The 26314-nt window shown below is 69.1% G+C and carries 28 protein-coding genes; 10 read left to right on the top strand and 18 right to left on the bottom strand.

Features of this window, described 5'->3' with window-relative positions:
• Positions 1-3: 3 nt before the first annotated feature.
• On the bottom strand, positions 4-1047 hold the full coding sequence (locus JLI01S_RS01155; protein WP_068258729.1) for an FUSC family protein: 1044 nt from the start codon (positions 1045-1047) through the stop codon (positions 4-6).
• Between the two features lie 185 nt (positions 1048-1232).
• Between JLI01S_RS01155 and JLI01S_RS01150 the strand changes: the two genes are divergently transcribed.
• Complete coding sequence (locus JLI01S_RS01150; RefSeq protein WP_157074772.1) at positions 1233-2138, top strand: ketopantoate reductase family protein; 906 nt, start codon at positions 1233-1235, stop codon at positions 2136-2138.
• Here the strand turns inward: JLI01S_RS01150 and JLI01S_RS16825 are convergent.
• Complete coding sequence (locus tag JLI01S_RS16825; RefSeq protein WP_157074771.1) at positions 2105-2497, bottom strand: hypothetical protein; 393 nt, start codon at positions 2495-2497, stop codon at positions 2105-2107. The two genes, JLI01S_RS01150 and JLI01S_RS16825, sit on opposite strands and share 34 nt — an antisense overlap.
• Positions 2498-2577: 80 nt before the next feature.
• On the opposite strand from JLI01S_RS16825, the gene arfB reads away from it, so the two are divergent.
• The 6 genes from arfB (at position 2578) to JLI01S_RS01115 (ending at position 8107) form a co-directional block, all read left to right on the top strand.
• Complete coding sequence (gene arfB, locus JLI01S_RS01140) at positions 2578-3024, top strand: alternative ribosome rescue aminoacyl-tRNA hydrolase ArfB (protein WP_068258725.1); 447 nt, start codon at positions 2578-2580, stop codon at positions 3022-3024.
• Between the two features lie 130 nt (positions 3025-3154).
• A complete protein-coding gene (locus JLI01S_RS01135; RefSeq protein WP_068258723.1) occupies positions 3155-4531 on the top strand; it encodes an APC family permease in 1377 nt (458 codons plus the stop codon).
• 1 nt (position 4532) lies between these two features.
• On the top strand, positions 4533-5012 hold the full coding sequence (locus JLI01S_RS01130) for a universal stress protein (RefSeq protein ID WP_068258721.1): 480 nt from the start codon (positions 4533-4535) through the stop codon (positions 5010-5012).
• A 1-nt stretch (position 5013) separates the two neighbouring features.
• Complete coding sequence (locus tag JLI01S_RS01125; protein WP_068258719.1) at positions 5014-5757, top strand: SDR family oxidoreductase; 744 nt, start codon at positions 5014-5016, stop codon at positions 5755-5757.
• 30 nt (positions 5758-5787) lie between these two features.
• On the top strand, positions 5788-6642 hold the full coding sequence (locus tag JLI01S_RS01120) for an NYN domain-containing protein (RefSeq protein WP_068258717.1): 855 nt from the start codon (positions 5788-5790) through the stop codon (positions 6640-6642).
• 106 nt (positions 6643-6748) lie between these two features.
• Complete coding sequence (locus JLI01S_RS01115) at positions 6749-8107, top strand: M15 family metallopeptidase (RefSeq protein ID WP_068258715.1); 1359 nt, start codon at positions 6749-6751, stop codon at positions 8105-8107.
• Between the two features lies 1 nt (position 8108).
• Here JLI01S_RS01115 and JLI01S_RS01110 read toward each other — a convergent pair whose 3' ends face one another.
• Complete coding sequence (locus tag JLI01S_RS01110; protein WP_245634481.1) at positions 8109-9464, bottom strand: MFS transporter; 1356 nt, start codon at positions 9462-9464, stop codon at positions 8109-8111.
• Positions 9465-9714: 250 nt separating this feature from the next.
• On the opposite strand from JLI01S_RS01110, the gene JLI01S_RS01105 reads away from it, so the two are divergent.
• Positions 9715-10071, top strand: coding sequence for an RNA polymerase-binding protein RbpA (locus JLI01S_RS01105; RefSeq protein ID WP_068258713.1), 357 nt, complete (start codon positions 9715-9717; stop codon positions 10069-10071).
• A 115-nt stretch (positions 10072-10186) separates the two neighbouring features.
• Here JLI01S_RS01105 and JLI01S_RS01100 read toward each other — a convergent pair whose 3' ends face one another.
• From JLI01S_RS01100 to JLI01S_RS01085, 4 genes are read right to left on the bottom strand one after another with little or no spacing between them, the layout of a single operon-like run.
• Positions 10187-10642 (bottom strand): FxsA family protein, encoded by a 456-nt coding sequence (locus tag JLI01S_RS01100; protein WP_245634480.1) that lies wholly within the window; start codon positions 10640-10642, stop codon positions 10187-10189.
• Positions 10643-10686: 44 nt separating this feature from the next.
• Positions 10687-11472: a polyprenol monophosphomannose synthase gene (locus JLI01S_RS01095; RefSeq protein WP_068258709.1), complete on the bottom strand. Its 786-nt coding sequence runs from the start codon at positions 11470-11472 to the stop codon at positions 10687-10689.
• A complete protein-coding gene (gene lnt / locus JLI01S_RS01090) occupies positions 11465-13030 on the bottom strand; it encodes an apolipoprotein N-acyltransferase (protein ID WP_245634479.1) in 1566 nt (521 codons plus the stop codon). The genes JLI01S_RS01095 and lnt overlap by 8 nt, the downstream gene beginning before the upstream one ends.
• An 8-nt stretch (positions 13031-13038) precedes the next feature.
• Complete coding sequence (locus JLI01S_RS01085; protein WP_068258705.1) at positions 13039-13461, bottom strand: Lrp/AsnC family transcriptional regulator; 423 nt, start codon at positions 13459-13461, stop codon at positions 13039-13041.
• 38 nt (positions 13462-13499) lie between these two features.
• Here JLI01S_RS01085 and JLI01S_RS01080 point away from each other — a divergent pair, with 38 nt between their 5' ends.
• Positions 13500-14435, top strand: coding sequence for a 5'-3' exonuclease (locus JLI01S_RS01080; protein WP_068258703.1), 936 nt, complete (start codon positions 13500-13502; stop codon positions 14433-14435).
• A 9-nt stretch (positions 14436-14444) separates the two neighbouring features.
• Here JLI01S_RS01080 and JLI01S_RS01075 read toward each other — a convergent pair whose 3' ends face one another.
• The 5 genes from JLI01S_RS01075 to JLI01S_RS01055 all read right to left on the bottom strand — a co-directional run bounded on the left by JLI01S_RS01075 (position 14445) and on the right by JLI01S_RS01055 (position 20503).
• Positions 14445-17291 (bottom strand): DEAD/DEAH box helicase, encoded by a 2847-nt coding sequence (locus tag JLI01S_RS01075; protein WP_068258700.1) that lies wholly within the window; start codon positions 17289-17291, stop codon positions 14445-14447.
• A gap of 40 nt (positions 17292-17331) precedes the next feature.
• Positions 17332-18189: a twin-arginine translocase subunit TatC gene (gene tatC / locus JLI01S_RS01070; protein WP_245634478.1), complete on the bottom strand. Its 858-nt coding sequence runs from the start codon at positions 18187-18189 to the stop codon at positions 17332-17334.
• A 25-nt stretch (positions 18190-18214) separates the two neighbouring features.
• Entirely contained in the window at positions 18215-18466 is a 252-nt protein-coding gene (gene tatA, locus JLI01S_RS01065; protein ID WP_068258874.1) for a Sec-independent protein translocase subunit TatA, read from the bottom strand.
• A gap of 88 nt (positions 18467-18554) precedes the next feature.
• On the bottom strand, positions 18555-19517 hold the full coding sequence (locus JLI01S_RS01060; RefSeq protein WP_068258696.1) for a helix-turn-helix transcriptional regulator: 963 nt from the start codon (positions 19515-19517) through the stop codon (positions 18555-18557).
• Complete coding sequence (locus JLI01S_RS01055; RefSeq protein WP_068258694.1) at positions 19514-20503, bottom strand: helix-turn-helix transcriptional regulator; 990 nt, start codon at positions 20501-20503, stop codon at positions 19514-19516. Before JLI01S_RS01055 ends, JLI01S_RS01060 begins: the two co-directional genes overlap by 4 nt.
• A gap of 38 nt (positions 20504-20541) precedes the next feature.
• Here JLI01S_RS01055 and JLI01S_RS01050 point away from each other — a divergent pair, with 38 nt between their 5' ends.
• Positions 20542-21639: a DUF3866 family protein gene (locus tag JLI01S_RS01050; RefSeq protein WP_068258692.1), complete on the top strand. Its 1098-nt coding sequence runs from the start codon at positions 20542-20544 to the stop codon at positions 21637-21639.
• Positions 21640-21642: 3 nt separating this feature from the next.
• Here the strand turns inward: JLI01S_RS01050 and JLI01S_RS01045 are convergent, their stop codons facing one another.
• The 6 genes from JLI01S_RS01045 to JLI01S_RS01020 all read right to left on the bottom strand — a co-directional run bounded on the left by JLI01S_RS01045 (position 21643) and on the right by JLI01S_RS01020 (position 26290).
• The gene (locus JLI01S_RS01045; RefSeq protein ID WP_068258690.1) at positions 21643-22029 is read right to left on the bottom strand and encodes an FKBP-type peptidyl-prolyl cis-trans isomerase; all 387 of its coding nucleotides are present in this window, start codon (positions 22027-22029) and stop codon (positions 21643-21645) included.
• Between the two features lie 35 nt (positions 22030-22064).
• On the bottom strand, positions 22065-23108 hold the full coding sequence (locus JLI01S_RS01040) for an FKBP-type peptidyl-prolyl cis-trans isomerase (RefSeq protein WP_068258688.1): 1044 nt from the start codon (positions 23106-23108) through the stop codon (positions 22065-22067).
• 70 nt (positions 23109-23178) lie between these two features.
• Complete coding sequence (gene pafA, locus JLI01S_RS01035) at positions 23179-24570, bottom strand: Pup--protein ligase (protein WP_068258686.1); 1392 nt, start codon at positions 24568-24570, stop codon at positions 23179-23181.
• A gap of 9 nt (positions 24571-24579) precedes the next feature.
• Positions 24580-25275, bottom strand: coding sequence for a proteasome subunit alpha (prcA, locus tag JLI01S_RS01030; protein ID WP_084349087.1), 696 nt, complete (start codon positions 25273-25275; stop codon positions 24580-24582).
• Positions 25272-26096 carry a proteasome subunit beta gene (prcB, locus tag JLI01S_RS01025; protein ID WP_068258684.1) on the bottom strand — a complete coding sequence of 275 codons (825 nt, stop codon included), beginning with the start codon at positions 26094-26096 and terminating at the stop codon, positions 25272-25274. The genes prcA and prcB overlap by 4 nt, the downstream gene beginning before the upstream one ends.
• Complete coding sequence (locus JLI01S_RS01020; RefSeq protein ID WP_068258682.1) at positions 26093-26290, bottom strand: ubiquitin-like protein Pup; 198 nt, start codon at positions 26288-26290, stop codon at positions 26093-26095. Before JLI01S_RS01020 ends, prcB begins: the two co-directional genes overlap by 4 nt.
• Positions 26291-26314: the final 24 nt, after the last annotated feature.

The following is a 26314-nucleotide window of genomic DNA, read 5'->3' as shown; positions in this document are numbered from 1 at the left end:
CCCTCAGGTGCTTTGTGCCCCGAGCTCGTGCCGGATCCGACGGAGGTCCTCCATGAGGGACCCGATGAGGATCCAACGCATTCCGTGGGGTGCGCTGACGTCCAGGGGCGCTGTGAGGGCCGGAGCCGTGTCGTCGAGGTGCTCGGCCCGTAGCGCTGGCACCGCCAGGCGCAGGTGCAGCCGGGTGTCGTGCGCGGCTCGCAGGAGCTCCTCGGCGATACCGGCGACGACCGGCTCCTCACGCACCTCGTCGTCGTAGTGGTCGACATAGGCACGGGTCATCCCCCGCACCTGGGTGCCGATCTTGGTCAGGAGGTCGAGACTCTCTCGCATGAGGGCGAGCTCACCGCGATAACGACGGGCCCTGGGGTTGAGGTGCAAGGAGTCATCCGCATCGTCCAGGGCCTCCAGCGCCTCGTCGAGCAGCGGGTGCAACCGTCGGGCATCGTGGAGCAGCAGGAGCCTCCCCGGCCGCGTCTTGCGTGCCACGAGCGCGTCGGCCAGCCGCTCGAGCGATTGGGCTGTCTCCTCCCCCAGCTCGTCGAGCGCCGCTCGAGCCGGCTCGAGCGCCACGGGCGGGACGAGAGCCAGATGGATGACGACGCCGATCACGGCGCCGATGATCGTCTCGATGACACGCACGAAGGCGTAGTCCGGGGTCGATGCCCCGATGGCGAGCACGAGGAGTGCGCTGATCGCGACCTGGTTGGCAGACCCGCTCGTCAGTCGCAGCGCCCACGAGATCGCCAGGGCCGCCGACACGGCGACGAGGACCACCCACGACGCGCTGCCGAAGGCCATCCCGAGACCCGTGGCGAGCATGACACCTGCGATGACGCCGGCGCTGCGCTCCACTCCCTTCGTCAACGACTGGTTGAGGCTCGGCTGGACGACGAGCATGGCGGCGATCGCGGCGAAGACCGGCGGCGGACCATCGGGGATGATCAGATCGGACACGACCCAGGCAAGGATCGTGGCGAGGGCCGTCTTGACCATCTGGAGAAGGGGGTCGCGATTCGTGGCGCGCACGGCTCCGGTCAGAGGCATGGACCTACCGTAGGGCGCGAGAGCGACATCGCGGCGGTGCCGGTCAGGTGCTGGTGAGTCCGGCCTCCGTGGCCTCGACCATCGGCTGCTTGTCGGTGGTCGGGCTCGTCGGTCGCCGTGACCGCGGGCCGCAGCGCGAGGAACGCCCATCGGCGGGGTGCCTTCCGTGACATACCTTGGGCCGTGTGAGCACGAGAGAGATCCAGTCAGTGGCCGTCGTCGGTGCCGGGGCCATGGGGGCCATGTACGCGGCGCACTTCGTCGAAGGGGGCGTGGAGACAGTCCTCGTCGCATCTGGTGAGCGTGCAGATCGGTTGCGGCGCAACGGCTTGACCGTCAACGGGACTGCCCTGTCCGCGGAGGTTGCCGACCCGGCACGTGATGAGCTGCCGCCCGTCGACCTGGCCATCGTGGCCGTCAAGCACCACGACCTTGCCGATGCGCTGGCCGATCTCACCCCCTTCGTCGGTCCTGACACCCTCTTCGTCTCCGTGCTCAACGGTCTCGACAGCGAGGAGGTCATCGCTGCCCGCTTCGGAGCCGGCCAGGTCCTGCTGTGCATCGCGCTCGGCATGGCCGCGGGGCGTGAGGGCAACGCGGTCACCTACCTCTCACCCGGCCGACTCGTCATCGGCACCTCAGACGGGCTGGCGCCCGGGTCCGCCGTCGATGCCGTGGGAGCCGCCCTCGGCCGGGCCGGGCTCGCCTGGGACGCACCCGAGGACATGCAGCACGAGATGTGGTGGAAGTTCATGGTCAACACCTGCATCAACCAAGCGTCAGCAGTGCTGCGACTGCCCTACGAGGAATTCACCCACGATGGCGCCCCCCGCTCCCTGATGGTCGCCCTGCGCGAAGAGGTCATCGACGTCGCCAACGCCGAAGGGGTCGCCCTCGGGGACGACGACCGCGAGCGCTGGGACCGGGTTCTGCTGGGACTCCCAGGCAGTGGCCAGACCTCGATGCTCCAGGACGTCCTGGCCGGGCGGCCGACCGAGGTGGCGCTCTTCGCAGACCGGGTCGTCGCGCTCGGCGAGCGCCATGGCCTCGAGACCCCCTACAACCAGACGATGTCCTGGATCTTGTCCTGACGCGCACGCCAGGACAGCGCCGCGGTCAGGCCGGCCACCGGCGTCCAGATGGCGCGCTCGACCGGCGAGCGGGAGGCGCCGTTTGCCAGAGTGCCCATGCACATGAGCGCCGTCAGTCCGGTGAACCCGGCGGCCCGGGTCCGCGGTGAACCGACCTCGCTGAGGACGAGCGCGGCAGCGCCGGTGTACCCGACACAGGCCACCGCGCTCACCCTGCGTAGATGTGTCGGGAGCCGACCATGGCGGGCTCCCCCGAAGGCCGCCCTGCCCCAGGGCGCACCCGCCACGAGCGCCATCTGGAAGGCGCCGACCCCCAGCAGCAGTCCGGCTGTCCCTCGTTCGGATCGGTTGAGAGTCATGTCCTCAGCATGGCGCACTGCGTGATCCGCCATGCCCACGTGGCGAGACGACCTTCCTCCACGCCTGACATCCTGAGGTGGTGAACGAGCTGCGCGTCCCTCCCGGTCCGGGGATCCCAGATGGACTGTTGATCCCCGGACCGGAGTTGTCCGAGCAGTTCAGCCGCTCCAGCGGTCCCGGCGGCCAGGGCGTCAACACGACCGACTCGCGCGTACAGCTCTCCCTCGACCTCGCCACGACCACAGCGCTCACCGACCGGCAGCGGGAGCGCGCTCTCGAGCGCCTAACCCCGAGGCTCGTGGGCACGATCCTGACCGTCGACGCGTCCGAGTTCAGGTCCCAGCGACGCAACCGTAGCGCTGCGCGTGAGCGGATGGCCTCCCTTCTGCGCGAAGCACTCTCACCTCCTCCCCCACCCCGGCGCGCCACCAAGCGCACCCGTGGTTCGCAGCGTCGGCGGCTCGAGGCCAAGTCCCAGCGTGGCCAGATCAAGCGTGGCCGCACGCGTCCGGCGGACGACGCCTAGTCCGGCGCAGGACGCGTCCGACGACACGCCGGCGCCCGCTTCCAGTTGACAGCGGCGCGCATCCGTTGTGATCTGGGTCACGGGAACCACGGCGCCACAACGGTGGCGCACCCGGGAGGAAGGCCCGCTCATGTCGGTCGACACAGCCAGCCCCGGGGGTGGCGCCCATGTCAACGAGGACTCCGAGCTCAAGCAAGGTGTCACCGGCCGCCTGCTCTACTTCTACGTCCTGGGCGACGTCCTCGGGTCCGGTATCTATGTCCTCATCGGTCTGGTCGCCGGCGCCGTCGGGGGCGCCTTCTGGGCGGCCTTCGCCGTGGGTGTCACGGTCGCGACGATCACCGGCCTGGCCTACGCGGAGCTCGTGACCAAGTACCCCCAGGCTGCGGGCGCCGCGCTCTACGTCAACAAGGCCTTCAAGAACAAGACGCTCACCTTCTTCATCACCTTCTGCATGCTCTCCGCGAGCTATGCCGCGGCCGGGTCTCTCGCCACGGGATTCGCGCAGTACTTCGGCGAGGTGTGGGCGGCAGCGCCGGCCCTCGTGGTGGCCCTGGCCTTCATCGTCGGACTGGCGATCATCAACTTCGTCGGCATCACCGAGTCGGTCGTGGCCAACATGATCATGACCTTCATCGAGATCACTGGTCTGGTCATCGTGCTCATCATCGGTGTCGTGGCCACCGTCCAGGGCAAGGTCGACTTCTCCCGGATCACCGAGTTCTCCACCGAGAGCAACCCCGCGCTCGGGTTGCTCGCCGGTGTCGCCCTGGCCTTCTTCGCCATGACCGGCTTCGAGAATGCGGCCAACTTGGCCGAAGAGACGCAGAACCCGCGTCGCGACTTCCCGCGAGCCCTCATCGGTGGCATGGCCACCGCCGGGGTCCTCTACGTCCTCATCGCGGTCACGGCGGCGATCACCGTCCCGATCGAGCAGCTGGCCCAGTCCGACGCCGCGCTGCTCGAGGTCGTCAAGGTGGGCATCCTACCCTTGTCCGTGGCCGTCCTGACGATCATCTTCGCCATCATCGCCATGGTCGCCATCACCAACACCTGTCTCGTCTGCCTCGTGACCGAGTCGCGCATCCTGTACGGCATGGCCCGCGAGGACGTCGTCCCCGCTCCCTTCGCCAAGGTGAGCAGTCGTCAGGTGCCGTGGCTGGCGATCCTCTTCTCCGTCCTGGTCATCGCGGGGCTGCTCGTCTCGGGCGCGGACCTGGCCCAGCTGGCCAATGTCACGGTCGTCTTCACCCTCCTGATCTACGCCCTGGTCATCATCTCCGCGGTCAAGCTGGACCAGCACGACCGGACCGAGGAGGCCTTCCGCGCATCACGTCCCTTGCTCGCCATCGGGGTGGTCGCCAACTTCCTCATCCTCGGCTACGTCATCTACGACGACCCGGGGTCGCTCATCTACTGCGCCGCCCTGCTGGCCGTCGGCGTCGTCCTCTTCATCGTCGAACGCCTCGTCGGCGGTCGACGCCCCTCGACCAACCTGGAGAGCTGACATGCACGTCCTCATCGCCACCGACGGTTCGCGCCAGTCCTTGCGCGCCGCCCGCCACTTCAAGTCCTTCGCCGATCCGAGCAAGGTCACGGGGATCCTCGTGCTCGCCGTGACGCGGCCGCTGGCCAGCGTCTCCTTCGTCGACGAGATCTCCGCCGACGCCAAGGCGCCCAAGCCCTTGCTCAGCAGCTCCTTCAAGGCAGAGGCCGAGGCGGCCGTTGCCGTCATCGCTGCCGAGTTCGACGACTGGTCGGAGACCACGGTGCGCACGCGGGTCCGCAGTGGCACGCCCTCGAGCGAGATCAACCGGGCGGCCAAGGTGTCCAACATCGAGCTGATCGTGCTCGCGAGCGGCAGCCGCGGCCTCACCGACACCGTCCTCATCGGCAGCACCGCGCAGCGTGTGCAGGCGACGGCACCATGTCCCGTGCTCGTCGTCCGGCCCGTCCCGCGAGCCCGACGCGGCAAGAAGACGTCCTGAGGTGCGCCTTGCCGTCGCCGGTGGCACCGGCGTCGTGGGTCGGACCATCGTCGCGGCCGCCGAGCGGCGCGGTCACGAGGTCGTCGTCCTCTCCCGTGCGAAGGGGGTGGACCTCACCTCGTCGTCCGGGTTGGAGCAGCACCTCGCCGGGGTCGATGCGGTCATCGATGTGACCTCCGTGCTCACGATGTCAGGTCCGAAGTCGGTCGCCTTCTTCGAGCGCGTGACAGGCAACCTGCTGTCGGCCGGCCGCGCAGCAGGAGTGCGCCACCACGTCGCGCTGTCGATCATCGGCGCACCCGAGATCGACTCGGGGTACTACGGCGGCAAGCGGGCCCAGGAGCTGGTCGTGCTCGCGGACCCCACCGGCACGGTGGTGCGAGCCGCACAGTTCCACGAGTTCGGTCTCCAGACGCTGGAGCGCACCCGCCTCGGCCCCATCGCCATGGTCCCGAGGATCCGGTCCCAGCCCGTCTCGACGTCCGAAGTGGCGCAGCTGCTCCTCGACGTCGCCGAGGGCGAGCCCCGGGGCGAGGGGCCTTCCATCGCCGGACCCGAGGTGATGACCGTCGCCGAGATGGCTCGCCTGGTCCTGGCAGTGCGGCGCGAGCGGGTCCGCGTCATCGAGTTCCCGATGCCCGGCGCCTTCGGACGCGGACTGCGAGGGGATCTGCTGCTCGCTCGAGCCGACAGCCACATCGGTGGGGTGACCCACGACCAGTGGCTCGCGGAGGAGCAGGCGTGATGTGCTCCACCGACAGGTAGGTTGCCGACCATGGACGCCCTCACCAGCACCTCCACCCGCATCGCCGTGCTCATCGACTGCGACAACGTCTCGGCCAAGCACACGGCGGCAGTCCTCGAGGAGCTCGCCAAGTACGGCACGCCGACGGTCAAGCGGGCCTACGGCGACTGGACGACCACCCAGTTGGGCGGCTGGAAGCCCGAGCTGCACCGCAATGCCATCCAGCCCGTGCAGCAGTTCGCCTACACCGTCGGCAAGAACTCCACCGACTCTGCCCTGATCATCGACGCGATGGACCTGCTCTGGCAGGGCAATGTCGAGGCCTTCGCCCTTGTCTCCTCCGACTCCGACTTCACTCGGCTGGCCACCCGGCTGCGTGAGTCGGGCAAGCGTGTCTACGGGCTGGGTCTGCGCAAGACGCCGGAGTCGCTGCGTCGCGCGGTCGACCAGTTCATCTTCCTCGAGCTGCTCCAGGAGCAGGCCCGAGACGAGGACGACAGCAAGGACGAAGGGGGTCGCGCCGAGGAGTCGGTGGAGGCTCCCGAGGCCACGGTCAACCTGCAGTCCGCGTTGACCAAGGCGATCAACGCGACCTCCGGGGATGACGGCTGGAGCACGCTCGGCACCGTCGGACAGCACCTGAGTCGCGCCCAGGCAGACTTCGACCCACGGGCCTTCGGCCACCAAAAGCTCTCCACGCTGGTCGAGGAGCAGCCCTACCTCGAGACCCGCGCCGAGGGCTCCCTGCGCCAGGTGCGGTTGCGGACCAAGGCCCGCAAGGTGGCCGCTCGGTCGACCGACTCCTCCACCACCCGAGCGACCCAGAAGTCCGCGACCAAGAAGGCCACGTCGAAGAAGGCAACGAGCGGCACCCGAGGGGGCTGATCCTCCGTGGCCGTGGGCTGCGTGCACGCGGTCCTGATCACAGGGCATGTACGCCAGTCCCCCATCGGGCCTAAGATGACCCCGGTCTGCTTTCAGGAGAACATCAATGCGTCGTGGCATCCGCCGTCCCAACGGCACCACTCGGGCTGTGCTCGCGCTCTGCCTCGCGAGCGGGATCGCACTCTCGCCATCGGCTGGCGCCGAGCCCACCATTCCCCCGACGGACACGACGACTGAACCCACCTCGGACACCACGACTGAGCCCACCGCCGACACGACTGATGACCCCAGCGTCGCGTGGACACCCGATGCCACGTCACCCGTCGGTGACACCAACGACACGCCTCTGGGCGGTGATGACCTCGACGCGCAGATCGCCGAGGCCGATCGGCTCACGGCCGACCTCGTCAAGGACAACAAGGACATCGCGGCAGCGGTGAAGTCCTTGAAGTCCTACTCCAAGAAGGCCAACAAGCTCCTCCAGAAGAAGGCGGAGGCTCGCGACGAGTACAACACCGCCAAGGACGAGGCGGACACGGCTCAGACCGAGCTCGACACCTACAAGAGTCGCCTCTCGGAGGGGCGTCAGGACCTGCGTGACTGGGCCTTCAACACCTACACGCAGGGCGGCTACTCCGACACGGTCACCATGCTGGGGACGATCACCAGCGGTTCACAGACCTCGGGCAACTCCGCCGGCGACCTCAGCTACCTGACGGACGAGCGGATCCGTTCGGTCGACCTCGTACGCGAGGACACCGTCACCCAGGCCTCGCTGACCAAGAAGAAGAACACGGCGCTGGCCAAGGCCGCCAAGGCCAAGAAGCGCGCCGACACGGCCAAGTCGCGCGCGGACAAGGTGCTCAAGGAGCGCAAGAGCGAGCTGGAGACATTGCGTCGCAAGCACTCCGAGGAGCTGCAAAAGGCCGGACCCGTCGTCAACGCGCTCATCGGCAGCCCCGACGACAAGGCCCAGGGCGCGAGCGACCGGCTGACCTCTGCGCTCAAGGAGCTGGGGCAGGACGTCACCCAGTTCGAGGACGCCAAGCCATGCTCGACCAACAGCGACACCTTCCCCAACGGTCAGATCCCGCCGAGCGCCATGTGTCCCCTCCTGGGCGGACCGGGTGAGTCCCTGCGGCCGCAGGCTGCGGCCGCCTTCAACGCGATGAGCAAGGCCTACCAACGCGACACCGGCAACCTGATCTGCGTCACCGACAGCTACCGCTCCTACGCAGAGCAGGTCGTGACCAAGCAAAACAGGGGCGGCTGGGCCGCGGCACCCGGCACGAGCAACCACGGCCTGGGCAAGGCCCTCGACCTGTGCGGTGGCATCAACAACTTCGGTCACCCTGCGCACGCCTGGATGCAGCAGAACGCGCCCCTGTACGGCTGGTTCCACCCCTCGTGGGCAGCGGCGGGCGGCACACTGCCGGAGCCGTGGCACTGGGAGTACTCGGGCTGAGTCAGCCGGCCTGCGGACCCACCTGCTCCTGCGGGGTCTTGACGGGGATGAGGACGGCCAGCCCGGCGACGAGGACGAGGGCGATCCCGAGGATCCCCCAGTACTGCGTGTTGTCGTCGTCGGTCACGACCGAGCCCACCCAGATGAAGAAGGCGAAAGCTGCAGGCGACAAGAACGACACGACCCGGCCTGTCGTCGCGTAGAGGCCGAAGATCTCGCCCCCCTGCCCCTCCGGGATGACGCGCGCGAGGAAGCTGCGTGCAGAGGCCTGCGCAGGCCCCACGAAGGCGGTCATCGCGAGCCCCATCGTCCAGAAGACGGTCTTGCCACCGTCGTGGAAGATGAAGATGCCGAGGCCGAGGACCGTCAGGGCGACGAGTGAGATGAGGATGACGCGCTTGGGCCCCAACACGTCGTCGAGCAGACCGAAGAGCATGGTCGCGATGCCTGCGACGATGTTGGCGACCGCGCCGAAGATGACGACCTCGCCGGCCGACATGCCGAAGGTCCCGGCAGCCAGGATCGCGCCGAAGGCGAAGACGCCGGCCAGTCCGTCACGGAAGAGGGCTGAGGCGCCGAGGAAGTAGACGGTGTGGCGCGACTGTCCCCACAGGCGACGCAGCGAGTCCCACACGAGCTTGTAGGAGTCGACGATGCCGACGCGCGGCGCCGCCTCCTTGGGGGTGTCCTTGAGCACCGCGAAGGCCGGCAAGGTGAAGAGCAGGATCCACAGACCGCACACGAGCATGGACACACGGATGTCGAGTCCGTCGGCGTCAGTGACCCCGAAGAGGCCCACGTCGGGCTGGATGAACAGGAAGTAGATGAGCAGCAGGACGAGGATGCCGCCGAGATAGCCCATGCCCCAGCCGAAGCCGGAGACACGGCCGATGTTGCGCGGCGAGGCGACCTGCTCGATCGACGCGTTGTAGTTGACGCTGGCGATCTCGGAGATGATCGAGCCAGCGCCGAGCAGGACCAGGCCCAGGACGAGGAAGCCAGGCTCGGGCTTGATGAAGAACAGGGCCGCCGACAGTGCGGCCAGGACCCACGTCTGGACGCGCAGGTTGCGCACGCCCTTGCCCGAGCGGTCCGAGTTCTGTCCCAGCACCGGTGCCAGCAGAGCGACGAGCAGCCCCGAGATGGCGGTCGCGATCGCCAGCGCTGTCGAGGTCGTGTTGGTGGAGCCGAAGCTCTCACTCGTCAGGTAGACCGCGAAGACGAAGGTGGTGATCACCGTGTTGAAGGGCTGGGCGCCCCAGTCCCACATGGCCCAGCCGAAGATGCGGCCGCGGCCTCCCTTGGGCTCGGCACGCAGGGCGGTGGTCGGCTCCGCAGGCCTCGTCGCGTCGGTCACGAGGCGAGGCTATCGCCCCGATCCGGCACAAGGTGCGCGACACGACCAAGACGCGCTATCCTGTGGGGTCGCCCCACCCGTTGACCCGTGAGGATCGCGGTTCGTCCGCTCACACGCAGGTCTGGCAGGGGCGCTGCGACGCAATGACGCGAGCAGCAGGAACATCCAACGCATCCACAGCGTTATGGGACATGAGACGTCTGCGCACGCAGGGGCGCAGACGTCGCGAGAGCACCAGGAGACACGCAACATGGCAGAGCGCACACTGCGCGGGACGCGCATGGTCAGTTTCAGCATGGAGACGACGGACAATGTCGTCCCCAGCGACCGTCAGATCACGGGCTATGTCTGCGACGACGGCCACAAGACCGAGTTGCCCTTCTCCGTCGAGGCCGACATCCCCAGCACCTGGGAGTGCCGCTGCGGCAAGCTCGGCAAGTTGATCGACGGTCCGGAGCCGGAGCTCAAGCCCGCCAAGCACGTGCGTACCCACTGGGACATGCTGCTCGAGCGTCGCTCCATCCCCGAGCTCGAGGAGCTCCTCGAGGAGCGTCTGGCGCTGCTGCGCGCCAAGCGTGGCGAGAAGCCGCGCAAGCGCACCGCCTGATCATCACGTAGGCATCGAAGAACCCGCACGACCGGATGGTCGTGCGGGTTTCTTCGTGCGCACTCATCGCACCTTTTGCTCCCTGAGGAGGTCGCGAAGCAACCGCCTCAAAGGGTCACTCGTCGACGATCTCGCCCTCCACGACGTCGCCGTCACCCTCGTCACGGTCACGTGTGCGACGCACCCGCGCCTCCCCGGGAGCCACCGACATCCCCGCGGCCAGCAACCGTCGGGCGACGAGTGTCTCGAGCCCGATGCGGGCGACCGGGCGGGTGAACGGCAGCACGAAGACCAGGCCGACGATGCCGGAGACGAAGCCGGGCAGGGTGAGCAGCACGCCGCCGACGAAGACGAGCACGGCGTCCGCGATCTCTCGACTGGGCATCTGGCCGCTGCGCAGTGCCGTCCGCAGCGACTGCCAGGTCTTGCGGCCCTCGCGACGCAGGAGCCAGGCGCCGAGCGCGGAGAGCACGATGACGAGGAGCAGCGTCGGCCAGAAGCCGATCCAGCGACCGACCGCGATGAGGACGGCCACCTCGAGGATCACCCAGAGCACCAGGGCAAGGGGCACCAGCGCCAGTCGGCGGCGGCGCCGTGTCGGTGCAGGTCCGTGGATCACAGTCGGTGCCAGGTCGGCTCTCGGTCGAGGAGTCGCAGCAGCTGTCCTCGGCGATGGGCCAGGCCCCAGCGCGTGATGCGCGCCATCGACTCGCGGACCACGTCCCCGTCCATCTTGGAGTCGCCGATCTCACGCTCGATGAAGGTGATCGGGACCTCGACGACCGTGAGTCCGGCACGCACGGTCCGCACCGTCAGATCGGTCTGGAAGACATAGCCCGCGCTCTCGACCTTGTCCAGACCGATCGTGCGCAGCGTCTCGGCGCGGTAGACGCGATAACCGGCCGTCGCGTCGTTGACCGGCATCCCGAGGATGGCCTTGATGTAGATGTTGCCGGCCATGCTGATCGCCTTGCGATCCAGCGGCCAGTTGACGATCTTGCCTCCGCGCACATAGCGCGAGCCGATGACCAGGTCGGCGTCTGCCGCGACCTCGAGCATGGTGGGCAGGTGCTCCGGGCGGTGGGACCCGTCAGCGTCCATCTCGACGACGGCGTCGTACCCCCGCTCGAGCGCCCACGCGAAGCCGGCGAGGTAGGCAGCACCCAAGCCCTCCTTGCCCTGGCGGTGGAGGACCTTGACGTGATCGTCGCCGGCCGCCAATGCATCGGCGACCTCGCCGGTGCCGTCAGGAGAGTTGTCGTCGAGGACCACGACATCGGCGGTCGGCACCGCGGCCCGCACCCGCTCGACGACGAGCGGCAGGTTGTCGCGTTCGTTGTAGGTGGGGATGAGCACGGCGACCCGCTCGATCGGCGGACGCGGCTGGAGGGAGTCAGGCACCGGTGGAGGCTTCCTCGATCTGGACGGTGGAGCGGTCGTCGGTCGACCGGGACTCGACCCTACCCGTCCGGGATCGGCGCAGTCGCCACGCCACGGCCAGGAGCAGCACGAGGCCGCTCCCCCACTCGACCCACGGTCCGAGACGGTCCGAGATCGTCAGACCACTGCGCAGGACGACGTCATCGACGGGCTGGGCCGCGGTGAAGAGCTCCGTGGTCGGGGTGCTCGACCCGTCGGGGTTGATGAACCCGGAGACCCCGACGGTGGAGACGTGCGCCACGCTGCGGCCGTGCTCGATGGCCCGGATCCGCGAGATGGCGTACTGCTGCGTCGACTCGGCGGAGTACCCGAAGGTCGCGTTGTTGGTCTGCACGACGAGGAGGCTGGGCTTCCCCTTCGCCTCGGCGTCCTTGACCGCCGAGCGCATCAGACCGTCGTAGGCCACCTCGAAGCAGATGGTCGGTACTGCGGTGAAGTCACCGTCTCGGCCCTGAATGGGGAAGGCGACATTGCGGTCGCCCTTGGCGAAGCCGTCCCGCACCAGGTCCACCTTGGAGCTGAAGAGCCGGTAGAACTCACGGTGGGGCACGTACTCGGCGAAGGGGACGGGGTGCTGCTTGACGTAGCGCTGCGGCTCTCCCCCGCCCGGCACGTACAGCAGCGAGGCGTTGGACACCGCCGGCGCCGGCTCGTCGAGGATCGCCCCGACGATGATGGGTGTGTCGACCGCGTCCAGGGCACGCTGGACCTGCTCCTTGGCGTCAACATTGCGCAGCGGGTCGATGTCGGAGGAGTTTTCCGGCCAGATGACCAGGTCGAGGTCCTCGTGCCGCTCCGCGAGGATCTCCGTGCCGGCGACGTGGTTGTCCAGGACCTGGCGCCGCTCCGCGTTGAAGTCCAACCCGGCCCGGGGCACATTGCCCTGCACGAGACCGACCCGCGCGCTCGACTCGCCGCTCGTGGGCACGGGAACGACGAAGGCCGCGAGCCCCGCCACGACGGCGAGCGCGACCGCGACGACAGGGACCCGTCGAGTGACGACGACGAGTACGACGGGCACGGCGATCAGTGCCACGACGAAGGTGATCAGGGGCGCTCCCCCGATGGCGGCCCACCGGGCGAAGGGGGTGTCCGCCTGGGAGAAGGCGATGCGCGCCCACGGGAAACCGCCGTACGGCAGGGTTCCGCGCAGCCATTCCTGCAGCACCCAGAGCACGGGGACGAGCAGTGCCGCAGGCAGGAGCCGACCGGCACGGATGAGCGGGCGTTGGACCGCGGCGAGGACCGCGCCCATCGCGGCGAGGTAGAGCCCCTCCGTGATGGCCAGGGCGAACCACGGGAACTTGCCGACGAAGATTCCCGACCAGCTGAGCGTCGGGACGAAGCAGGCGACACCGGCAACCAGACCCAGCAGCGCTCCCGTGCGCGGCCGTACGTCCCACATCGCGATCCCCACGAGGGCGACCCCGACGATCGCGAGGTACCCGAGGTCGTGGTCGGGGAATGACAGCCACAGGCACAGCCCGCCGGCGAGCGCCAGGAGGAGTCGCGCGGGCAAGGCCGTGATCACTCCCACGAGGTGCTGAGGACGACGGTGGTGCGGGTCGACACTCCCCCGCGGTTGCGGATCCTGCCCAGCAGCTCCTCGAGGGCCTGCGGTGTGCTCACCCGCACCCGGAGGAGGTAGTTGGCGTCCCCGGCGACGGAGTAGCACGCGTCGATCTCCTCGATGCCCTGCAGCCGATCGGGCACATCGTCCGGGGCGCTGGGGTCCAGCGGCGCGACCGAGATGAAGGCGGTGAGCGGCGTGCCCAGCGCGGAGGCGTCGACGACGGCGGTGTAGCCGGTGATGGCGCCGCGCTCCTCGAGCCGGCGCACCCGCTGGTGCACCGCGGAGGTGGACAACCCGATCGCCTTGCCCAGGTCGGTGTAGCTCATCCGCCCGTCGGCGCGCAGGAGGTCGATGATGCGTCGATCGGCCGCTTCCATGGGTGAACCATAGGCGAGGGACCCGTAGGGTCGGGGCCATGTCCGACTCGGCGCGTGACCGCCTGCTCCTGCTCGACTCCGCCTCGCTGTACTTCCGTGCCTTCTACGGGGTGCCTGAGCGGGCACCGGTCCCATCGGGTCTGCCGACCAATGCGGTCGCCGGCTTCCTCGACATGGTCGCGACCCTGATCACCCGCTACCGGCCCACGCACGTCGTCGCCTGCTGGGACGACGACTGGCGGCCACAGTGGCGGGTCGACGCGATCCCCACCTACAAGGCCCACCGGGTCTCCGAGGACGCCGCCGACGGCGAGGACGTCCCGGACGAGCTGTCCCCCCAGGTCCCGCTCATCGTGGCCGCCCTCGAGTCGATCGGCATCGCCCGCGTGGGTGCTGCCCACTACGAGGCCGACGACGTCATCGGCACCTATGCCATGCGCTACCGCGATGTCATGCCGATCGACATCGTCACCGGCGACCGCGACCTCTTCCAGCTCGTCGACGATGCCTCGTCCACCCGGGTCCTCTACACCGCACGCGGCGGGGTGCGCGACCCCGATGTCATCACCCAGGCCTTCCTCGAGGGCAAGTACGGCGTGAGCACGGGCGACGCCTATGCGGACATGGCCGCTCTGCGTGGGGACACCAGCGACGGGCTCCCGGGCGTCAAGGGGATCGGCGACAAGACGGCCGCGACCCTCATCCGGGACTTCGGCTCTCTCGCCGGGGTGCGCGAGGCACTCGCGGCTGGCGACCCGACGATCAAGGGTGCCCGACGGCTGCGGCTCGAGGAGGCCAGCGACTACCTCGACGTCGCCCCGCTCGTCGTGCGCGTCGCGCATGACGTCCCGGTCGGCGACGTGGACATCCACCTGCCGGCGGACATCGTCGACCCGGCAGCGATGAGCCGGCTGGCCGTCGAGCACGGCCTGACCTCAGCCTTCGACCGAGTCGCCACCGCGCTGCGTCAGTGAGTCACTGAGTCAGTCCAGCCGGTCGGCGGCGACGACGCCACGCATCACCTTGTCGACGGCGGTGCGGGCCACGCCGCGCAGGTGCGGCTCGGGTGCGGCATCGCCCACCTGGTCGAGCAGGTCGACGACCTGCTTGCAGCGACGCACGAAGTCGCCAGCCGTGAGCTCCGACCCCGACAGCACCTCGTCGAGGCGTCGGCCGCTGGCCCACCGGTGGATGGCCCAGGCCAGTCCCCCGTCGGGCTCCCCGGTCTGCTGCAGCGCATGCACACCCTCCAGGTCCTCGAGCTCGCTCCAGCGCCGGACCATGTCCAGCCACGCGTCGGAGACGCCGTCCGTGGGCATCCGGGGGAAGGCCTCGTGCTCGTCGCGCCGTGGCTCGTGCACGAGCATCGAGACGACGGCAGCCAGCTCGGCGGGGTCGAGCCTCGTCCACGCCCCACCGCGCAGGCACTCGGCCGCGAGCAGGTCCTTCTCCGTGTAGAGCCGACGCAGCCTGCTGCCGAGCTCGGTGACGCTCTCACCGTCCTCGCCCAGGTAGCCCAGCTGCACGAGCACCGTGCAGATCCGCTCGAAGGTCTGCGCCACCGAGTTGGTGCGCATCTCCACCTTGCGCTGCAGGGCGGAGTTGTCCCGCTTGAGCTTCCACCAGCGGGCCGCCCACCGGGCGTGGTCCTCCCGCTCCGGGCACTGGTGGCAGGGGTGCGACTTCAGCTCCCGCCGCAGCTGCTCGAGGCGCTCGTCCTCCCCCTGCGCGCTCTCCTTGGCGTGCCGCCGCACACTCGGGGCGTCCTCGTGGGGCGCCTTGATCCGCAGCGTCGCGGCGAGGTCGGAGCGCTGCTTGACCGACTTGGGGTTGAACCCCTTGGGCACCGCGAGTCGGCCGAAGGGAGTGAGCGGTCGATCGAGGTCCGTGGCGGTCAGGCGGCGGACCTGCTTGTCCTCCGTGAGGACGGTGGGCGCTGACATCTCTCCCTTGTACGAGCGCGGCGGCGCGATGACGAGCGCGACACCGGCCCGTCGTCCACCGAGGCGCACGATGTCACCGACGCGCAGGGCTTCGAGCGACACGGCGATCTCCGCGCGACGATTGACATTGCGCTTGCGCGAGCCCTCCTTCTCCAGATCCGTGATCCGGCGGCGCAGCGCCGCGTACTCGCGGAAGTCACCGACGTGGCAGTGCATCGCCTCGGCGTACGCCTGCAGGGACTCCTGCTGGTCGCGCACCTGGGTCGCGATCCCCACGACGGACCGATCGGCCTGGAACTGGGCGAAGGAGGTCTCCAGCACCTCCTTGGCCGTCTGCCGGCCCACCTGGGCGACGAGGTTGACGGCCATGTTGTAGGTCGGCTTGAAGCTGGAGCGAAGGGGATAGGTCCGGGTCTGCGCGAGACCGGCCACCGCCATCGGGTCCATCCCGCGCGACCACACGACCAGGGCGTGCCCCTCGACGTCGATGCCACGACGACCCGCGCGTCCGGTCAGCTGGGTGTACTCCGCAGGGGTGATCTCGACATGCGACTCGCCGTTGAACTTCACCAGCTTCTCGAGGACCACGGTGCGGGCGGGCATGTTGATGCCCAGTGCCAGGGTCTCCGTGGCAAAGACCGCACGGATGCGTCCGGCTGTGAAGAGCTCCTCGACGACCTCGCGGAAGAGTGGGAGCATCCCGGCGTGGTGGGCGGCGAATCCGCGCGAGATGCCCTCGACGAACTGGTGGTAGCCCAGGACGTCCAGGTCCTCCCCCTCGAGGGACGCGGTGCGCTCCTCGACGGTGCGCCGGTTGCGCTCGCCCTCGCGCTCGGAGACCAGGCGAACGTCGTTGCCCAGCAGCTGGCCCACCGCGCCGTCGCACCCGGCGCGGCTGAAGATGAAGGTGATCGCCGGGAGCAAACCGTCACGGTCGAGCTCGCGGATGACCTCGGTGCGCGAGGCTGCGCCACCGAAGCGGCCCCCACCCCCGCGCGGGCCCGGGGCGCTGTGGCCACCACGGCCTCGCGAGTCCCTGGTGTCACGACCGCCGCGGCGGTCCCGTCCTCCACGGCCACCGTGCCCCCCTCGACCCGGGCGCCCGTCCCTGCCACCGTGCGACGGACCGTCGCCACCTCCGGAGCGGACCTTGTCGCGGATGGCGTCGAGCAGCTCGGGGTTGACCTTGGCAGGCGAACCCTGCGCGGCACTCTCCTCGTCGACGAAGAGGTCGTGCACATCGCGCCCCACCTGCATGTGCTGCCACAGCGGGACCGGACGCACCTCGGAGACGACGACCTCGGTGCCGCCTCGGACCTCCGCGAGCCAGTCGCCGAACTCCTCGGCATTGCTCACGGTCGCGGACAGCGAGATCACCTGGACCGACCTCGGCAGGTGGATGATCACCTCTTCCCAGACCGCTCCACGGAATCGGTCGGCGAGGTAGTGCACCTCGTCCATGACGACGAAGGCGAGCGTGTCGAGCGTCGTGGACCCGGCGTAGATCATGTTGCGCAGGACCTCGGTCGTCATGACGACGACCGGCGCCTCGCCGTTGACGGAGGTGTCGCCGGTCAGCAGCCCGACGTTGTCGTGGCCGTGCCGCTCGGCGAGCTCGTGGTACTTCTGGTTGCTCAGCGCCTTGATCGGCGTGGTGTAGAAGGCCTTCTGCCCGCGGGCCAGCGCCATGTGGACCGCGAACTCACCGACGATCGTCTTGCCGGCACCGGTGGGGGCGGCCACGAGCACCCCGTGGCCCGCCTCGACCGCCTCGCAGGCCTCGATCTGGAAGGGGTCGAGCTCGAAGCCGACGGACGCGGCGAAGGCGGTCAGCTCCGCACCGCTGCGTCGACGGGCAGCGGCGTAACGGTCGGCGGGAGAGGACATGCCCCCACGCTATGCCAGCGAGTGCGACTCCTGCGCCCGGTCAGGTCAGCGGGGAGGCCTCGTCGTCGGACAGGTCCGACCAGTCGGGCTCCGCGCCCGACTGCACACGTCGTCTGTCGATGACCAGGCAGATGGCGAGGGCGATGAAGTACAGCGCGCACAGCGGACCCGCCAGGAGGAACATCGTGAAGGGGTCCGGTGTCGGGGTGATGACCGCCGACGCGATGAAGATGAGCAGGATCGCCATCCGCCAGGACTTCTTCAGGGTCCTGCCCGAGAGGATCCCCATCGCGCACAAGCCGACGAGGAAGACCGGCAGGAGCCACGCCAGGCCGAAGGCGAGGATGAAGCGGGTGATGAAGGTGAAGTAGTCGCTCGCCTGCTGGATGTTGCTCGACTTGTCGTCGTCGGGGGTGAACCCGAAGAGGATGAGCAGGGCCTTGGGCAGAGTCTGGTAGGCGAAGAAGCACCCGGCGAGGAAGAGCGGCAGGGCCGTGCCGAAGACCCCCAGCGAGAGGCGCCGCTCCTTCTTGGTCAGACCCGGGAGGATGAAGGCCCAGATCTGCCAGACCCAGATGGGGCTGGAGATGATCACACCCGTGAAGAGCGACAGGCCGAGCTGGGTGGTGAAGGCCGAGGTCGCGTTGCCGAAGTTCAGCGTGACGACACTGTCGGGATTGGTCGCCTTGTACTCGTCGAAGGGGTACGTCAGTTGGTCGTACACCCCTGCATACGTGAAGGAACCGATGTGCACTGGGTTGTAGATGATCCAGCCGACGACGGCACCGACGACGATCGCGAGGGCAGCCTTGATCAGCCGGTTGCGGAACTCGAGCAGGTGCGCCTTGAGCGGCATCCGCCCCTCAGGGTCCTTGGGCGTGCGCTCGCGTCTGGTCATGCGTGAAGGGGCGAAGGGGGCTGGCTCAGGCAACCGGGCCGGACTGGTCGTCCGTGCGGGGCTTGGCCTCGTCGATGGAGGGCCTGTCGTCGGCGGTGGGCGTGGCGCCGCTCTCGCGCGACTTCTTGGCCTCCTCGCGCTGGCGGTCCTCTTCCTTCATCTCGTTGACCTCGGACTTGAAGACCCGAGCGGACTTGCCGACGCTGCGCGCGGCATCCGGAAGCTTCTTGAAGCCGAAGAGCAGCAGAATGACGACGAGGATGAGGATGATTTCCATGGGGCCCAGATTGGGCATGGCAGAACCTTTCGGATGGCGACCAACGAATTCAGTGTATGCCTCGTCCCTGTGCGTCAGGGGACGACGCTCAGGGCGTGCCGTATGCCGACAGTGCCTCGCTCGCGTGGAGGACGACGGCCTCGCGCAGTGAACCGGGCCCGGTGACCTCGGCAGAACCCCCCAACCTCAGCACCAGGCGGCGCAGGAAACCCTCGTTGCTCGTGGGCAGGGTGACGACGAGGTCTTCGCCGGATGTTTCCCGAGAGGTCACCGGGTAGTACTCCGCGACCCAGTGGGCAGCCGGGCTCAGCCGCAGCGTGACGGCTACATCACCAGCGCCCTGCTGGTAGGCCCCGGCACTCAGGTCGCGTCGGGCCACGCCCTCCGGCGGCGTCGCTGCCTCGTCGAGGACCTCGACGGCCTCGATCCGGTCCGCGCGGAAGAGGCGCACGTCCTGGGCTCGATGGCACCAGCCCTCGAGGTACCAGTGCCCCTCGACGTGGGCCAGCCGCATCGGGTCGACATCGCGCTCGGTGCGCTCGTCGCGGCTCGGGACGACATAGGTCAGATGCACTCTGCGGGCGGCCGCCAGCGAGTCACGCAGCACGGCCGTCGTCTGCCCGACCTGCGTGTCGTCCTCGACGACGACCACGCGCTCCATCCCGGGGATGGATCCGGTGGCCTCCTCGAGCTTGGTCAGGGCGCGCTCGACAGCACTGCTCTCCCCCGCACCGCTCGCGGCCAAGGACCTCAGCCCGACGATGAGCGAGATCGCCTCGTCGACGCTCAGGCGCAGCGGGCGGGCGATCGCGTCGGCGTTGGTGACGAAGATCCGACCGCCCTCATAGCTGGCCTCGATCATCTCGTCGGGCATCTGCCCGTAGCCGCACATGAAGAGCAGGTCGAGGTCGGCGACGAGCTGCTGCTCGGTGATGCCCAGGCCGGCCGCGGCCTCCTCGATCTCGATGCCCTGACGGCTGACGAGCCACGGGACCATCGTCAGCAGACGCTGGACGCGGCTCGTCGCGGACTCCACGCTCGGACGACTCATCGCACGCTCCCTTGGTGCACCTCGACGACCGCGCGCAGGTGGTCGATGACCGCCTCCCGCAGATCGGCGGGTTCTTCGACGACGACATCAGCGCCGTGGCTGGCGATCTCGCTGGCGAAGCCATGCAGGCCGGCGTGCTGCAGGTGCACCCGGTCCCACTGCTCGTCGATCGGCTCGACCCGATCGGCTCGGCGGCGCAGCCAGTGACCGGCGTCGGTGCGCATGCGCAGCACGGCGGGCGACTGGGAGGGCTCACGGCCATCGATCGCGGCGATCATGCGCACCGGGTCGATGTCGTCGGGGATCGCCACAGTGATCGGGTCGCGTGTGACGGTCACGGCGGAGGTGACGCGCGAGAGCCGGAAGACACGGGTCGCTGCGCGGTCGAGGTCGTGCCCGACGAGGTACCAGCGACCGTGCCACGCGGTGAGGTACCAGGGCTCGACCCGGCGAGGGGCGGCCCCTTCGGTCCCGGGGCGGGCGTAGTCGAAGCGGACCGACGTCCCCGACAGGACGGCGTCCTTGAGCGGCTCGAAGGCCGGCTCGGCGCCTCCGAGCTGTGGCTCCAGACCGGCGAAGGGGTCCTCCCCCACCTCGTCGCTCGCAGCCACCTTGCGCCAGGCGGTCGCTGCCGTGCCGGCCATCGTCGCGTGCGCCCACGCACGGCTGGCGAGGCCGACGACGGCGCGCTCGTCCGCGGCGAGCTCGACGGGCGGCAGCGCGTACTCGCGCTGGTCGATGCGATAGCCCTGCTCGTCCTCGAAGATCCCGATGTCCTCGGTGACCAGCGGGATGCCCATGGCACGCAGGTCCTCCTTGTCGCGCTCGAACATCCGGTCGAAGGCCTCGTCGGACTCCACGAGCTGGTAGGCCTCGACCATGCGTCGGATCCGCTGCTTGGGTACCGGGATCCGCGACGAGAGCAGGCTCATCGTCAGGTTGAGCAGGCGCTCGGTCTTCGCGGCGGGCGTGTTGGGTGCAGCCACATCGCTCCCTTCGTCACGCTGAGGCTAACCTGCCGGACATGATCCACTGGCGCAGCGGCGTGGTCCGCGAGATCACCGGCTCCCGTCAGGGAGCCACTCGGCTGCGCGTCGAGGTCGACGGGAGCGACACGCCCGCCCTCGCCCTCACCGGTCTCGTGGGCTCGCCCCAGGTCGGCGACACGGTCCTGCTCAACATCTCGGCGTTGCGCCGGCGCCTTGGCACCGGGGGTCACGCGCTCGTCGTGGCCAACCGCTCGCAGCTCCCGACGGACCCGGCGGAGGCTCCCGGCCACATCGTCAAGGCTCGGTACACACCGCTGCAGGAAATGGTGCTGGCCCTCGAGGAGCAGGAGTCTGCGCACCACGAGGCGATGCGCGACCATCCCGACATCGCCGCCGGCGACCTGCACGGGATGCCGGTCGTCGTCGCGGAGCTGCACTCCACCCTTCCGGCCGTGCTCGCCGGGATCCGCTCGGTCGCGCCCGACGCCCGCGTGGCGTACGTGATGACGGACTCGGCGGCCCTCCCCTTCGCCCTGTCGGACAGCGCTGCAGAGCTCGTCGACGCCGGGTGGCTGGCCACGACGATCACCGCCGGTCAGGCCTTCGGTGGGGAGCACGAGGCGATCACCGTCCACTCGGCCCTGCTGGCCGCACGGCATGTCCTGGGGTGCGACCTCGTGGTCATGGCCCAGGGCCCGGGCAATGCCGGCTCGTCGACGACCTGGGGATGGTCGGGGCTGTCCACCGGCGACGCGCTCAACGCCGTCCACGTGCTGCGCGGCCACGCCATCGCGGTCCCGCGCGTGTCGGGCAGCGACCCTCGCCCTCGGCACCTCGGGCTGTCGCACCACACGACCACGGTGATCACGCGCGCGCTGCTCGGCCGTGCCGATGTCGTCGTGCCGGACAGCGATCAGGCGCCGTGGCCCCGGGTGCGCGAGCAGGTGACGACGGCGATGGCGTCTACCGCGGGATTCCCTCGGCTGGTGGTCCTGCCCCCTGACGGGGTCGCCGAGGCGCTCTCGAGCAGCCCGGTTCCCCTCGTGAGCATGGGCAGGGCCGCGGCGGAGGACATGACGCCCTTCCTCACCGCGGCCCTGGCCGGCCGTCATGCGGCCTCGCTGCTGTCCTGAGAGTCAGCCGACCTGCACGAGGTCGACGACGAAGATCAGGGTCTCGCCACCCTTGATGGCTGCGCCCGCGCCGCGGTCGCCGTAGCCCAGGTGCGGCGGGATGGTGATCTTGCGGCGACCACCCTCCTTCATGCCGAGGAGGCCGTCGTCCCAGCCCTTGATGACCTGTCCGATGCCTGCGGTGAAGGCGAGGGGGGCCCCGCGGTTCCAGGAGGCGTCGAACTCCTCGCCGGTCGAGTGGGCGACACCGACGTAGTGGGCTTGGATGGGCGACCCGGGGGTCACCTCGGCGCCGTCACCGACGGCGATGTCCTCGACGACGAGCTCGGTGGGCGCCTCGCCCTCCGGGAAGTCGATCTCGGGCTTGGTCGTGCTGGGGTCAAAGGGCATGTGCGTCTCCTTGTGGGTGTGGCGGGTGGGTGGGATCAGTAGGCGCCGAGGATGTCCACGACGAAGACCAGGTCCTTGTTGGGCTTGATGGTGCCATCCGGAGAGCCCTCCTTGCCATAGCCCTCCTTGGATGGCACGACGAGCAGCAGTCGGTCACCGACCGTGGCGCCCACGAGGGACTTGTCCCAGGCCGGGATGGAGGGCTCCACACCCAGACCGAAGGCGTAGGTGCCGCGCCCCTCCTTGAAGGTGGTGTCGAAGATCTTGCCGTCGTCCAAGGTCACGCCGGTGTAGTTGACGTAGACCTGATCGCCCTTCTTGAGCGTCTTGCCCTTGCCCTCGATGAGCTTTTGCTGGACCAGCTTCTTGGGCTTCTTGACGTCCTTGGGGATCGTGATGTCAGCAGGAGCGTCCTTGTTGACCTTGACCGTGGGCAGGCCCTTGGGCGGGGTCACCGTGGTGCCCTCGGCCTCGGTCGGCATGACACCACGCACGTCGTAGACGAGGACGAGGCTGTCCTTGCCGTCGACGCCGTACTGCGGCGCGCCCTGCTCACCGAAGACATCCTTGGGCGGCATGACGGAGACGCCGTGCGAGCCGACCTTTTGGTCCTTGATCGACTTGATCAGCCCCGGCAGAGCTCCCTGGGTCTCCATGGCGAGCACGATCGGTCCGCTCGAGTAGGTCTCCGAGTCGGCGATCATCTTGCCGTCCTTGCCGGAGTACATCGCCAGGTCGACCTCGACGAAGCCGGTGTCGGGCACGTCCTCGCCCGTGCCCTCGTCCAGGATCGTGCGGGTCGTCTCGCTGACCTTGAGCGGCTTGTCCTTGATCGAGATCTTGGGTGCCTTCTTGTCCGAGGCCTGTGTGACCTTGATGTCCTTGACCGCCTTGGCGTCCTCCGGCTTGGGATCAGCCAGGGTGACCGGCGACGGCTCGGACGACGAGGCCGATGCCGACGGATCGCTCGCCGCACTCGTGGGGTCTGACTCGGAGTCGCCGCCGCAGGCGCTCAGCGTGAGCAGCGCAGCGACGGACGCCGCGACGGCTGCGGTCAGACGGGTGGCCTTCTGGGGCACGATCAACCTCGATGGTTCGGGGACACTCTGGCCGGATCACCCTAACCACGGAGTCTGGACATCGCCTGACTCAGGGTCCGCGCGGACCTCGTGGTGCGGAGAGGATCTCCAGCAGCCGGTCCACCCGCTCGTCCACCGCGGCAAAGGGGTCCTTGCACAGGACGGTGCGCTGCGCCTCGTCGTTGATCTTCAGGTGCACCCAGTCGACCGTGACATCGCGGCCGTGCTCCCGGGCCGTGCGCACGAACTCGCCGCGCAGCCGCGCCCGAGTCGTCTGCGGCGGCGTGTCGACGGCTGCGGCGATGTCCTCGTCGGTCACGACCCGCGCGACCTTGCCCGCCCTCTGGAGCAGGTGGTGGACCCCCCGGCGAGGGTCGATGTCGTGGTAGGCGAGGTCGAGCTGGGCCAGTCGCGGGTCGGCGATGTCGAGACCGTGCTTGGCGGCATAGGCGTCGAGCAGCCGGTACTTGATGACCCAGTCGATCTCGGTGCCGACCGAGGCCAGGTGGTCGGCGGTGATGGCGTCCAGCGTGCGCTCCCACAGGTCGAGCACCTGCACGCTCACGGCGTCGTCGATGCCCTCGCGAGCGGCGTGGTCCTTGGCCCGGGACAGGTACTCGCCCTGGATCTCCAGGGCGCTCATCCGCCGACCGTCGGCGAGCTTGACCCGCGCGCGGCCGGTGCGGTCGAGGCTGATGTCGCGGATCGCCCGGATCGGGTTGTCCAGCGCCATGTCCGGCAGGGCCACCCCGTCCTCGAGCATCCGCAGCACGAGGTGGGCAGAGCCGACCTTGAGCAGCGTGGTGGTCTCGGTCATCGTCGAGTCGCCGACGATGACGTGCATCCGGCGGTAGTGCTCGGCGTCCGCGTGGGGCTCGTCCCGCGTGTTGATGATCGGGCGTGAGCGGGTCGTCGCCGACGAGACGCCCTCCCAGATGTGGTCGGCTCGCTGGCTGACGGAAAACGTGGCCCCGCCGCGTCCGTTGGCCATGAGCTTGCCAGTGCCCGCGATCAGCTGACGGGTGATGAGGAAGGGCAGCAGCCGCTCGGTCACCTCGCCGAAGTTGGACGTGCGCGCGACGAGGAAGTTTTCGTGGCAGCCGTAGGAGTTGCCTGCGGAGTCGACATTGTTCTTGAAGACATAGATCTCGCCGGCGACCTCGTCCTCCTTCAGCCGTGCCTGCGCGTCATCGACGAGGTCCTGGACGATCAGCTCGCCCGCGCGGTCGTGCGCGATGAGGGTGACCAGGTCGTCGCACTCGGCGGTCGCGTACTCGGGGTGGCTACCCACGTCGAGATAGAGACGGGAGCCGTTGGGCAGGAAGACATTGCTCGATCGCCCCCACGTGACGACCTTGCGGAAGAGATAGCGCGCCACCTCGTCCGGCGTCAGCCGTCGTTGCCCGTCGGTGACGGCGGTGATGCCGAACTCGGTCTCGATCCCGAAGATGCGTCGTTCCACGTCGGCAGGCTATCCGTCTGCGCGAAGGGGGGCACTGACCCGACGGAAGCAGCGTCGTGTCCGGTGTCGCTCCAGCACAGCCATCTCGAGGGCCTCGTCCGCGATCCGTTCGGCCGGGTCACCCCCTTCGGAGGGGAGGGAGAGCACGTCCACCGCCAGCGCGAAGGCGTCCTGCAGGTCCATGCCCGGGCGCCAGCGCTCACCGAGCGCCTCGTTGAGCCGCGTGCTGTCCCCGCCGACCGCCACCCATCCGTGCTCGTCAGCGACGGACCCGTCGTAGGTGAGGCGGTAGATGCGGTCATCGGCCAGGACCGCGCCCACCTCGGCGACGACGATCTCGACCTCGTAGGGCTTCTGGTCCTGCGTGAAGACGGTGCCGAGCGTCTGCGCGTAGGCATTGGCCAGACCGCGCGCCGTGACATCGGAGCGGTCGTAGGAGTAGCCGCGCAGGTCGGCGTAGCGGATGCCGGCCACCCGCAGGTTTTCGAACTCGTTGTACTTGCCGACGCCCGCAAAGGCGATGCGGTCGTAGATCTCGCCGATCTTGTTGAGCGAGCGGCTGCTCGGGTTGTCGGCGACGAGCAGGATGCCGTCGTCATAGCCCAGGACGACGACGGAGCGACCGCGGGCGATCCCGGCGCGGGCGAAGTCGGCCCGGTCGGCCATCACCTGCTCGGGCGAGACGTAGAAGGGAGGTTGGGTCACCGCGCTCCCCTCCCCTCGCGGCGGTCGGCGAGGATCGTGGCGACGATGCTCTCGCACTCGGCCTCGTCGACGAAGGTCACGCCCGCCGCGTCGACGACGCCGACCATCGGCCAGATGCGGCGGTGCACGTCGGGGCCACCGGTCGCCGAGTCGTCGTCGGCCGCGTCGTAGAGCGCCTCCAGGGCGACGCGGATCGCGCCAGCCCGGTCGAGGTCGGGCTGCCAGAGCTTTTTGAGGGCACCGCGGGCGAAGAGCGAGCCCGAGCCGATGCTGTGGTGCTCCTGCTCCTCGTAGCAGCCACCGGTGACGTCATAGGAAAAGATCCGTCCCGCGGCCCGACCGGCGTCATAGCCACCGAGGACCGGGAGGACGGACAGCCCCTGCATGGCCAGACCGAGGTTGCCCCGCAGCATCGCGGCGAGGCGGTTGGACCTGCCCTCGAGGGACATCAGGGTGCCCTCGACCTTGGCGTAGTGCTCGAGCTCGACCTGAAAGAGGCGCACCATCTCGATCGCCGGGCCGGCCGCGCCGGCGATGCCGACGAGGCTGTGGTCGTCGGCGGCGAAGACCTTGCGCATGTCGCGGTTGGCGATGAGGCTGCCCATCGTCGCCCGGCGGTCCCCCGCCATGACGAGCCCACCGGAGCAGGTCAGGGTGACGATCGTCGTGCCGTGCGGGACGTCGATCATCGGCGTGGCCGGCACCGCGCGCCCGCCGGGCAGCAGGTCCGGGTCGTGCTGACTCACGAACTCCGTGAAGGATGAGCCGCCGGCGGCGAGGAAGGCCGCCGGCAGTCGTCCCTGCGCGGGGTCTCGGCTCACTGACCGCCCTTTTGCACGAAGCCCTTGACGAACTCCTCGGCGTTGGACTCCAGGACACCGTCGATCTCGTCGAGCACCGAGTCGATGTCCTCGTCGCGGGCCGCGTTGGTCGCGCCCACCTGACCGAAGCCGTCCTCGGGCTGCGCGTCATCGCCGCCACCGTTGGACTGGGGTCGGATCTGCTCCTGCGCCATCGCTGCTCCTATCCGAAGGGGGTC

It is taken from the genome of Janibacter limosus NBRC 16128 (genome assembly GCF_001570985.1).
GTDB classification, from domain to species: Bacteria; Actinomycetota; Actinomycetes; order Actinomycetales; family Dermatophilaceae; genus Janibacter; species Janibacter limosus.
Note: the sequence above shows the minus strand (reverse complement) of the source record. Positions and strands in the feature narration are given on the sequence as shown.

What these genes read in the sequence shown, in the direction of transcription:
- JLI01S_RS01155 (WP_068258729.1), bottom strand. Translation starts at nt 1,047, where the DNA reads ATGCCTCTGACCGGAGCCGTGCGCGCCACGAATCGCGACCCCCTTCTC.
- JLI01S_RS16825 (WP_157074771.1), bottom strand. Translation starts at nt 2,497, where the DNA reads ATGACTCTCAACCGATCCGAACGAGGGACAGCCGGACTGCTGCTGGGG.
- JLI01S_RS01135 (WP_068258723.1), top strand. Translation starts at nt 3,155, where the DNA reads ATGTCGGTCGACACAGCCAGCCCCGGGGGTGGCGCCCATGTCAACGAG.
- JLI01S_RS01130 (WP_068258721.1), top strand. Translation starts at nt 4,533, where the DNA reads ATGCACGTCCTCATCGCCACCGACGGTTCGCGCCAGTCCTTGCGCGCC.
- JLI01S_RS01120 (WP_068258717.1), top strand. Translation starts at nt 5,788, where the DNA reads ATGGACGCCCTCACCAGCACCTCCACCCGCATCGCCGTGCTCATCGAC.
- JLI01S_RS01115 (WP_068258715.1), top strand. Translation starts at nt 6,749, where the DNA reads ATGCGTCGTGGCATCCGCCGTCCCAACGGCACCACTCGGGCTGTGCTC.
- JLI01S_RS01105 (WP_068258713.1), top strand. Translation starts at nt 9,715, where the DNA reads ATGGCAGAGCGCACACTGCGCGGGACGCGCATGGTCAGTTTCAGCATG.
- JLI01S_RS01085 (WP_068258705.1), bottom strand. Translation starts at nt 13,461, where the DNA reads ATGGAAGCGGCCGATCGACGCATCATCGACCTCCTGCGCGCCGACGGG.
- JLI01S_RS01080 (WP_068258703.1), top strand. Translation starts at nt 13,500, where the DNA reads ATGTCCGACTCGGCGCGTGACCGCCTGCTCCTGCTCGACTCCGCCTCG.
- JLI01S_RS01075 (WP_068258700.1), bottom strand. Translation starts at nt 17,291, where the DNA reads ATGTCCTCTCCCGCCGACCGTTACGCCGCTGCCCGTCGACGCAGCGGT.
- tatC (WP_245634478.1), bottom strand. Translation starts at nt 18,189, where the DNA reads ATGACCAGACGCGAGCGCACGCCCAAGGACCCTGAGGGGCGGATGCCG.
- tatA (WP_068258874.1), bottom strand. Translation starts at nt 18,466, where the DNA reads ATGGAAATCATCCTCATCCTCGTCGTCATTCTGCTGCTCTTCGGCTTC.
- JLI01S_RS01060 (WP_068258696.1), bottom strand. Translation starts at nt 19,517, where the DNA reads ATGAGTCGTCCGAGCGTGGAGTCCGCGACGAGCCGCGTCCAGCGTCTG.
- JLI01S_RS01050 (WP_068258692.1), top strand. Translation starts at nt 20,542, where the DNA reads ATGATCCACTGGCGCAGCGGCGTGGTCCGCGAGATCACCGGCTCCCGT.
- JLI01S_RS01045 (WP_068258690.1), bottom strand. Translation starts at nt 22,029, where the DNA reads ATGCCCTTTGACCCCAGCACGACCAAGCCCGAGATCGACTTCCCGGAG.
- JLI01S_RS01020 (WP_068258682.1), bottom strand. Translation starts at nt 26,290, where the DNA reads ATGGCGCAGGAGCAGATCCGACCCCAGTCCAACGGTGGCGGCGATGAC.